This is a genomic window from Streptomyces sp. NPDC002490, from assembly GCF_040296045.1.
Classification (GTDB): domain Bacteria; phylum Actinomycetota; class Actinomycetes; order Streptomycetales; family Streptomycetaceae; genus Streptomyces.
In genome coordinates this window covers 1-8480 of the sequence record NZ_JBEOWM010000100.1, presented here as the reverse complement: position 1 = coordinate 8480, position 8480 = coordinate 1, and the positions used below count along the sequence as shown (strand labels likewise).

Here is an 8480-nt window from a genome sequence, read left to right as displayed (position 1 = left end):
ACCTCCCACCCCCTCGGCTTCTATTTTTGCTGGTCTGGTCATCCGGGCGAACCACCCCCCCCGCGCCCCCCCCCCCCCGGGGGGGGGGGCCCCCCCCCCCCCGCCGCCCGGTGTCAGGGGGTGCGGGGCCGCTCGGCCGCGGGCGTCCCGTCGAGGGCCTCGCGGGTGGCGTTGGACGGGGGACGGCGGGTGCGCAGCTCCCGGGCGACCGCCTCCGCATCGGCCAGCACCCGCACCGCGTTGGACCAGGTCAGCTTGGCCAGGTCGGCGGTGGACCAGCCGCGGGTGCGCAGTTCCACCAGCAGGTTGGGGTACCCGGACACGTCCGCGAGCCCGTCCGGGGTGAACGCGGTGCCGTCGTAGTCGCCGCCGAGCCCGAGGTGGTCGACGCCCGCGACCTCCCGCATGTGGTCCAGGTGGTCGGCGACGTCGGCGACCCTCGCGACCGGGCGGGGCCGCTCCGCCTCGAAGGCGCGGTGCGCCCGCATCGCGGCCGGCGAGGTGTCCAGCGGGTGGAAGCCGTGCGCGCGGAGGTTCTCGTCGGCCGCCGCGGTCCACTCGACGGCCGCCGGGAGGACGAACTTGGGCACGAAGGTCGCCATCGCCACGCCCCCGTTGGCCGGCAGCCGCTCCAGGACGTCGTCGGGGACGTTGCGGGGGTGGTCGCAGACCGCCCGGGCCGAGGAGTGGGAGAAGATCACCGGGGCGTCGCTGGTGTCCAGTGCGTCCCGCATGGTGGTCGCCGCGGTGTGCGAGAGGTCGACCAGCATCCCGAGCCGGTTCATCTCGCGGACCACCTCGTGCCCGAAGGGGCTGAGCCCGCCGGCCGCGGGCACGTCCGTCGCCGAGTCCGCCCAGGGCACGTTGTCGTTGTGGGTGAGCGTCAGATAGCGCACGCCCAGGGCGTACAGGGCGCGCAGGGTGGCCAGCGAACCGTTGATGGAGTGGCCGCCCTCCGCCCCCATCAGCGAGGCGATCCGGCCCTCGCCGCGGGCCCGCTCCAGGTCGGCGGCGGAGGCGGCCGGCGCCAGGTCGGCGGGGTAGCGGTCCAGCAACTGCCGTACGCAGTCGATCTGTTCGAGGGTGGCGCTGACGGCCTCGTCGCCCGCGAGGTCGCTGCGCACGTACACCGACCAGTACTGGGCGCCCACCCCGCCGGCCCGCAGTCGGGGCAGGTCGGTGTGCAGGTGGGCGCTCTGGTCGGCGGTCAGGTCCCGCGCGGCGAGGTCGTAGCGGACCTGTTGGCGCAGGGCCCACGGGAGGTCGTTGTGGCCGTCGACGACCGGATGGTCGGCGAGCAGGGCGCGGACCTCCGCCCGCGCCCCCTCCCGGGTGGTCGGACCGCCGGTCACGAACCCGCCGCGAAGCCGAAGCCCCCGCCGGCCGTCTCGACCTTGGCCCGCAGCCGCTTGCCCTTCTCGGTGGCCTGGTCGTTCAGGTGCTGCTGGAACTCCCGCATCCGGGCCAGGAGTTCCTCGTCGTGCGCGGCGAGGGTGCGGGCCGCGAGCAGCCCGGCGTTGCGGGCGCCGCCCACGGAGACCGTGGCGACGGGCACCCCGGCCGGCATCTGGACGATGGACAGCAGGCTGTCCATCCCGTCGAGGTACTTCAGCGGCACCGGGACGCCGATCACGGGCAACGGCGTCACCGACGCCAGCATGCCCGGCAGGTGCGCGGCGCCGCCCGCCCCGGCGACGATCACCTTCAGGCCGCGGTCCGCGGCCTGCTCGCCGTACGCGATCATCTCGCGCGGCATGCGGTGCGCGGAGACCACGCCCACCTCGTAGGGCACCTCGAACTCGTCGAGGGCCTGGGCGGCGGCCTCCATCACGGGCCAGTCGGAGTCGGAGCCCATCACGATGCCCACGAGCGGGGACGCGGCCGGGCGGCTGAGGGTGGCGGTGGGCGACGGGCTCATGACGTGATCGTTCCTCTGAGGTAGCCGGCTGCGTGACGGGCGCGTTCCAGCACGTCGGCCAGGTCGTCGCCGTAGGTGTTGACGTGACCGACCTTGCGGCCGGGCTTCACGTCCTTGCCGTACATGTGGATCTTCAGGGCCGGGTCGTGGGCCATGCAGTGCAGGTACGCGGAGTACATGTCCGGGTAGTCGCCGCCCAGGACGTTGCACATCACGGTCCAGGGCGCGCGCGGGCGCGGGTCGCCCAGCGGCAGGTCCAGCACCGCGCGCACGTGGTTGGCGAACTGGGAGGTGACCGCGCCGTCCTGGGTCCAGTGCCCGGAGTTGTGGGGGCGCATGGCCAGCTCGTTGACGAGGATCCGGCCGTCGGCGGTCTCGAACAGCTCCACCGCCAGGTGGCCGACCACGTCGAGTTCCCGGGCGATCCGCAGCGCCATCTCCTCGGCGCCCAGCGCGAGGCGCGGGTCCAGGTCCGGGGCGGGCGCGATGACGGTGTCGCAGACCCCGTCGACCTGCTGGGACTCCACCACCGGGTAGGCGACCGCCTGGCCGTGCGGGGAGCGCACCACGTTCGCGGCCAGCTCCCGGACGAAGGCGACCTTCTCCTCCGCGAGCACCGGCACCCCGGCGCGGAACGGCTCCGCCGCCTCCTCGGCGCTGCGGACCACCCACACGCCCTTGCCGTCGTAGCCGCCGCGCACCGTCTTGAGGACGACGGGGAAGCCGTCCGGGGACCCGGGGGTGGCGCCCTCGGCGGCGAAGGCGGCCACGTCCGCTGGGTCCGCCACGATCCGGTGCCGCGGGCAGGGCACGCCGATCTCGGTGAGCCGGGCCCGCATCACCCCCTTGTCCTGGGCGTGCACCAGGGCGTCCGGCCCGGGGCGCACGGGGATGCCGTCCGCCTCCAGGGCCCGCAGGTGCTCGGTGGGGACGTGCTCGTGGTCGAAGGTGATCACGTCACAGCCGCGCGCGAAGTCACGCAGCGTGTCCAGGTCGCGGTAGTCGCCGATGACGACGTCGCCGACGACCTGGGCCGCGGAATCCTGCGGGGTGTCGCTGAGGAGCTTGAACTTGATGCCGAGCGGGATGCCTGCTTCGTGGGTCATGCGCGCGAGCTGGCCCCCGCCGACCATGCCGACTACCGGGAATGTCACGCCCCCAGGGTATCCGCGCCGCGGCGGCGGTCGTCCGGGGGCGGGGGCGGACGGGCCCAGAGCGCCCCCGGGCGGGCGGCGGAGGGCCTGGTTAGCATGGTGGGGTTGACGAGATCCGGGACCGGATCGGGACCGGACCGACGAGCGGGGACTGGGCGGCACCATGGACAACGGTGGTACTCGTGGGGCCCGAGGGACGTCCGTGGCCTCGCTGCGGCGTCAGGTCCGGCAGCTGTGGCGGGAGGTGCTGAAGTTCGGCGCCGTCGGCGGCGCCGGCATCGTGGTCAACCTCCTGGTCTTCAACCTGGTGCGCACGGTGTCCGACCTGCCGGTGGTGCGGGCCGGCATCATCGCGACGATGGTCGCGATCGCCTTCAACTACGTGGGGTTCCGCTACTTCACCTACCGCGACCGCGACAAGAGCGGACGGACCCGGGAGATGGGGCTGTTCCTGCTGTTCAGCGCGGTGGGGCTGGTCATCGAGAACGGCATCCTGTACACGGCCACCTACGGTTTCGGCTGGGACACCCCGCTCCAGAGCAACTTCTTCAAGTTCTTCGGGATCGGGGTCGCGACCCTGTTCCGCTTCTGGTCGTACCGCACCTGGGTGTTCCGGACCCTGCCCGGCCCGGCCGCCGAGGCGGAACGATTCCTTGAGCAGCGGACCGAGCGCCAGCACCCGCAGCCCGTCCCCGGCACCCGCGAGGCGCACGGGGTGCGGGGCGCCGGCGCCACCTCCCTGTCGGGGCAGCGGACGCGTTGACCCGTCTCATCTGACCTGGCGGTCACCACCGCCCCGGGGCACCTGGGGTCCCGGGGTGCGGGACAGGAACAGCCCGAACACCGGCGGCCTGAGCTGGAGCATCTCCAAGCGTCCGCCGTCCGCCTCGGCCAGGTCCCGGGCGACCGCGAGGCCGATGCCGGTGGAGTTGTGCCCGCTGATGGTCCGCTCGAAGATCCGCGACCCGAGGTGCGGCGGCACCCCGGGACCCTCGTCGGACACCTCGATCACCGTCTGGTTCCCGGTGACCCGGGTGCGCAGCGCGACGGTCCCCTCCCCGTGCACCAGCGAGTTCTCGATCAGCGCGGCCAGCACCTGGGCCACCGCGCCCGGGGTGCCCACCGCCCGCAGCCGGCGCTTGCCGGAGCTGACGATCGCCCGGCCCACCGCCCGGTACGCGGGCCGCCACTCGGCCAGCTGCTGGGTGATCACCTCGTCCAGGTCGAAGGAGACGGCGGAGCCGGTGCGCGGGTCCCGGGAGTTGGTGAGCAGCCGCTCCACGACATCCGTCAACCGTTCCACCTGGGCCAACGCGATGGACGCCTCCTCGCGCGCGGTGGTGAGGTCGTCGGTGACGGTGATCTCCTCCAGCCGCATCGACAGCGCGGTCAGCGGGGTCCGCAACTGGTGCGAGGCGTCGGCCGCGAGCCGGCGCTCGGCCGTCAGCATCCGTGCGATGCGCTCCGCGCTGCGGTCCAGCACGTCGGCGACCCGGTCCAGCTCCGGCACCCCGTAGCGGCGGTGGCGGGGCCGCGGGTCCCCCGAGCCGAGGCGCTCCGCGGTCTCCGCGAGGTCGGTGAACGGCGAGGTCAGCCGGTTGGCCTGGCGGACCGCGAGGAGCACCGCGGCGAGGATGGCGAGCAGGGCCACCACGGCGATGATCGAGAGCGTGCGGCCCATCTCCCGGGTCACCTCCGAGCGGGGCTCCTCCACGGTGACCTTCTCGCCCTGGTCACCGTGGGTGACGACACGGGTCACCTCGCCCTCGGGCCGCTTCCCGATCTCCACCCGGCCCCGCCCGGGGAGGTCGATCCGGGCGTAGTGCCCCGAGCTCACCTGCCCGCGCAGCGCCTCCGGGGTGATGCGCTGCTGGCCGAGGAGCCGACTGTCCACGATGCTCGCGATCTGGACCGCCTCCGACCGGACGCGGTCGTGGGCGCTCTCGCTGATGGTGCGGGTCTCCACCACGACCAGGGAGACGCCGAACACCCCGATGACCACGAGGACCACCGCGAGGGTGGAGTGGATCAGCCTTCTTCGCATGGGGTCAACGTAGCCGCGAGAGGCCCTAGCTCTTCTCGAAGCGGAAGCCGACGCCGCGCACCGTGGCGATGTACCGGGGGTTGGCCGCGTCGTCGCCGAGCTTCTTGCGCAGCCAGGAGATGTGCATGTCCAGCGTCTTGGTGGACGACCACCAGGTGGTGTCCCAGACCTCCCGCATCAACTGGTCCCGGGTGACCACCCGGCCCGCGTCCCGGACCAGGACCCGCAGCAGGTCGAACTCCTTGGCGGTGAGCTGGAGTTCCTCCTCGCCCATCCAGGCCCGGTGCGACTCGACGTCGATCCGCACCCCGTGCGTCGCGGGCGCCTGCTGGGGCTCGGCGGCGCCCCGCCGCAGCAGGGCCCGGACCCGGGCGAGCAGTTCGGCGAGGCGGAACGGCTTGGTGACGTAGTCGTCGGCACCGGCGTCGAGCCCGACCACCGTGTCGACCTCGTCGGCCCGGGCGGTGAGGATCAGGATGGGCACCGTGTGGCCCTCGGCCCGCAGCCGACGGGCGACCTCCAGCCCGTCCATGCCGGGCAGCCCCAGGTCCAGGACGACGAGGTCCACGCCGCCCTCCAACCCGGCGTCCAGCGCGGTCGGGCCGTCCTGACGCACCTCGACCTCGTAACCCTCCCGGCGCAGTGCGCGGGCCAGCGGCTCCGAGATGGACGCGTCGTCCTCGGCGAGCAGTACACGGGTCATGGACCGATGGTAGTCCGGCCGGGGCCCGCCCCGGGAGGCGATCGGGGTGCCCGCACCCCGGCGATTTCCCGTCCGTGGCACGCTGAGGGAATCGCGGCGCGGACCTTTGATTCACTGTCGACAGGGTAGCCGGACCTGTGTTCCATCTCTCAGGGCGGAGCATAGGCTTCCAATCTCCCGCATGTCGTGTCGTATGGTGAGAGAACGCCTGTAGCACTGACGAGGACCCCGTGGCCGCTCCGGCGCGCCCGGGGTCCTTCGTCGTGCGGGTCGACGACCGTCGGCCTCGAAAGGAATGACCTGTGGCCGGGCCCCGCCGCGACGAACGTGCGCGGGGCGTGGATCCCGGTGTCCGCCGCCCCCCGGCGCCGTGCGTCCCCGCGCCGGCACGGGTCCCCCCTCGGGCGTAAGGGCGGGCGGTGCGACGCCGGTGCCGGCCAACCCCCCACCGGGCGCGCTCACGCACCACGCCGCGCGTCCCGAACAACGAGGATCGACCCATGGCGTCCAGCCTGACGAAGGACTCGCCCGGACTCTCCGGCGAGAAGACCTTCTTCGGCCACCCCCGCGGCCTGGCCACCCTGTTCATGACCGAGATGTGGGAGCGCTTCAGCTTCTACGGCATGAGGGCCCTGCTCCCGCTCTACCTGGTCGCGCCCGGCGGTCTGCACCTCAGTGCGACCACGGCCACCGCGATCTACTCGATCTACCTGGCGATGGTGTACCTCCTCGCCATGCCCGGCGGCTGGTTCGGCGACCGCGTCTGGGGTCCCCGCAAGACCGTCGCCGTCGCCGCCTCGGTGATCATGGCCGGGCACCTCACCCTGGCCCTGCCCGGACAGGCCCCGTTCTTCGCGGGCCTCGCGCTGGTGGCGGTCGGCTCCGGGCTGCTGAAGGCCAACATCTCGACGATGGTCGGCCACCTGTACGCGGGTCCGGACGACCCGCGTCGGGACGGCGGCTTCACCATCTTCTACATGGGCATCAACCTCGGTGCCTTCGCCGCGCCGCTGATCATCGGCACCCTGGGCGAGAGCGTCAACTGGCACCTGGGCTTCGCGCTCGCCGCGCTGGGCATGGCGCTGGGCCTGGTCCAGTTCCTGCTGGGCACCCGTCACCTGAGCGAGCGCTCCAGCGTGGTGCCGACCCCGCTGACCGCCGTCGAGCGCCGCTCCACGCTGCGCAAGGGCCTGATCTTCCTCGCCGTCGCGGTGGTGTTCTACGGCGTCGTCGGCGGCGCCGGCCTGTACACCCTGAACTGGGCGCTGGTCCCGATCACCCTCGCCGGTCTGATCATCCCGATCCTGGTGCTGACCCGGATCAAGCGGGACAAGGACCTCAGCGACGCCGAGCAGTCCCGGATGACCGGCTTCATCTGGTTCTTCGCCGCCGCCGCGGTGTTCTGGATGATCTACGACCAGGGCGGCTCGACGCTGGCGCTGTTCGCGAGCGAGTCCACCAACACGGTGGTCCTCGGCTTCGACTTCCCGGTCTCCTGGTTCCAGTCGATCAACCCGGTGCTGGTGATGGCGCTGGCCCCGGTCCTCGCATGGCTGTGGCTCGCGCTGAACCGGCGGGGCAAGGAGCCGAGCACGGTCGTCAAGTTCTCGTCCGCGCTGCTGCTGATCGGCGCCTCGTTCCTGGTCTTCCTGATCCCGCTGACGATGTCGGGCGACGGGACGAAGGTCGCGGTGTGGTGGATGGTCGCGATCTACTTCGCACAGACCCTGGGCGAGCTGTGCCTGTCGCCGGTGGGCCTGTCGGTGACCACGAAGATGGCGCCGGAGAAGTACGGCTCCCAGATGATGGGCGTCTGGTTCCTGGCGGTCACCGCGGGCGACTGCACCACCGGCCTGCTGTCCATCGCCGGGGTCGACCTCAACAAGTCCGGGGTCGTCGCCCTGGAGGCGATGCTCGCGATCCTCGCCGGCATCGGCTTCTTCCTGTACCGCAGGCAGGTCAAGACCCTGCTGGGCGGCGTGCGGTAGCTCCGCTGCGCGCCCGGGGGCGCGTCGGGTCGGGAACCAGGTGTTCCGATCCGGCGCGCACCGGCGTTTCGGGCGCGGACCCTCAGGCGGGGGCGGCCAGTTCCGCCCACACGGTCTTGCCGGGGACGCCGGGCACCCGGACCACGCCCCAGTCCAGGCAGAGGCGTTGGACGATGAACATGCCGTGGCCGCCGGGGCGTCCGGCCCGGTGCGGGGTACGGGGCGCGGGCGAGCCGGCGCCCCGGTCGGTGACCTCGACGCGCAGCGCCTTGCCGGCGTGGCCGATCGTCATCTCCTCGGGCCCCTCGGCGTGCAGGCACGCGTTGGTGACCAGCTCCGAGACCACCAGCAGCACGTCCTCGGCGGCGGCCCGGCGGTCGGCGCCGGCGGCGGGCAGCCAACCCCAGTCGTACAGGGCCTGCCGGGCGAAGTCCCGGGCGAGCGGAACGACCCCGGGCGCGTCGCGCAGCACGATCCGCCGCGCGGGCGGTGGCCCGGCGTCGGGCGGCGCGGCGGGCGCGCCGCTGCCGGGGGCGGTGCCGGACGGCGGGGCCGGGGCGGCCCCGGGCCCGGCGGCGCCGGCGTGGCGCCGGTGCGGGGCGCGGTGGCCCCGCGGGGGGGGGGGGGTGGTGGGCAAAACCGGGTAACAACACCGCATGATGGGAAGAGGACA

8 protein-coding genes are annotated in these 8480 nt (G+C 73.2%); 2 read left to right on the top strand and 6 right to left on the bottom strand.

Going from position 1 to position 8480, the window contains the following annotated elements:
- Nucleotides 1–113: 113 nt before the first annotated feature.
- Genes ABT092_RS30490 through ABT092_RS30480 form a run of 3 tightly spaced genes read right to left on the bottom strand, consistent with a single transcriptional unit; the run spans nucleotide 114 to nucleotide 3072 of the window.
- Nucleotides 114–1352 carry a dipeptidase gene (locus tag ABT092_RS30490; RefSeq protein WP_351249686.1) on the bottom strand — a complete coding sequence of 413 codons (1239 nt, stop codon included), beginning with the start codon at nucleotides 1350–1352 and terminating at the stop codon, nucleotides 114–116.
- The gene (gene purE / locus ABT092_RS30485; RefSeq protein WP_351249684.1) at nucleotides 1349–1918 is read right to left on the bottom strand and encodes a 5-(carboxyamino)imidazole ribonucleotide mutase; all 570 of its coding nucleotides are present in this window, start codon (nucleotides 1916–1918) and stop codon (nucleotides 1349–1351) included. Before purE ends, ABT092_RS30490 begins: the two co-directional genes overlap by 4 nt.
- Nucleotides 1915–3072 (bottom strand): 5-(carboxyamino)imidazole ribonucleotide synthase, encoded by a 1158-nt coding sequence (locus tag ABT092_RS30480; protein ID WP_351249682.1) that lies wholly within the window; start codon nucleotides 3070–3072, stop codon nucleotides 1915–1917. The genes purE and ABT092_RS30480 overlap by 4 nt, the downstream gene beginning before the upstream one ends.
- A gap of 163 nt (nucleotides 3073–3235) precedes the next feature.
- Here ABT092_RS30480 and ABT092_RS30475 point away from each other — a divergent pair, with 163 nt between their 5' ends.
- Nucleotides 3236–3835 (top strand): GtrA family protein, encoded by a 600-nt coding sequence (locus tag ABT092_RS30475; protein ID WP_351249680.1) that lies wholly within the window; start codon nucleotides 3236–3238, stop codon nucleotides 3833–3835.
- 6 nt (nucleotides 3836–3841) lie between these two features.
- On the opposite strand, the gene ABT092_RS30470 is transcribed toward ABT092_RS30475, so the two are convergent.
- Both ABT092_RS30470 and ABT092_RS30465 read right to left on the bottom strand, forming a co-directional pair.
- The gene (locus tag ABT092_RS30470) at nucleotides 3842–5116 is read right to left on the bottom strand and encodes a sensor histidine kinase (protein ID WP_351249678.1); all 1275 of its coding nucleotides are present in this window, start codon (nucleotides 5114–5116) and stop codon (nucleotides 3842–3844) included.
- A gap of 25 nt (nucleotides 5117–5141) precedes the next feature.
- A complete protein-coding gene (locus ABT092_RS30465) occupies nucleotides 5142–5819 on the bottom strand; it encodes a response regulator transcription factor (RefSeq protein WP_351249676.1) in 678 nt (225 codons plus the stop codon).
- A gap of 500 nt (nucleotides 5820–6319) precedes the next feature.
- Here ABT092_RS30465 and ABT092_RS30460 point away from each other — a divergent pair, with 500 nt between their 5' ends.
- Nucleotides 6320–7807: a peptide MFS transporter gene (locus ABT092_RS30460; protein WP_351249674.1), complete on the top strand. Its 1488-nt coding sequence runs from the start codon at nucleotides 6320–6322 to the stop codon at nucleotides 7805–7807.
- An 82-nt stretch (nucleotides 7808–7889) separates the two neighbouring features.
- Here the strand turns inward: ABT092_RS30460 and ABT092_RS30455 are convergent, their stop codons facing one another.
- Nucleotides 7890–8444, bottom strand: a complete 555-nt coding sequence (locus tag ABT092_RS30455; RefSeq protein WP_351249672.1) for an ATP-binding protein — start codon at nucleotides 8442–8444, stop codon at nucleotides 7890–7892.
- Nucleotides 8445–8480 lie beyond the last annotated feature (36 nt).

Coding starts and splice junctions, on each gene's coding strand:
- ABT092_RS30460 (WP_351249674.1), top strand. CDS start 6,320: ATGGCGTCCAGCCTGACGAAGGACTCGCCCGGACTCTCCGGCGAGAAG.
- ABT092_RS30475 (WP_351249680.1), top strand. CDS start 3,236: ATGGACAACGGTGGTACTCGTGGGGCCCGAGGGACGTCCGTGGCCTCG.
- ABT092_RS30470 (WP_351249678.1), bottom strand. CDS start 5,116: ATGCGAAGAAGGCTGATCCACTCCACCCTCGCGGTGGTCCTCGTGGTC.
- ABT092_RS30465 (WP_351249676.1), bottom strand. CDS start 5,819: ATGACCCGTGTACTGCTCGCCGAGGACGACGCGTCCATCTCGGAGCCG.
- purE (WP_351249684.1), bottom strand. CDS start 1,918: ATGAGCCCGTCGCCCACCGCCACCCTCAGCCGCCCGGCCGCGTCCCCG.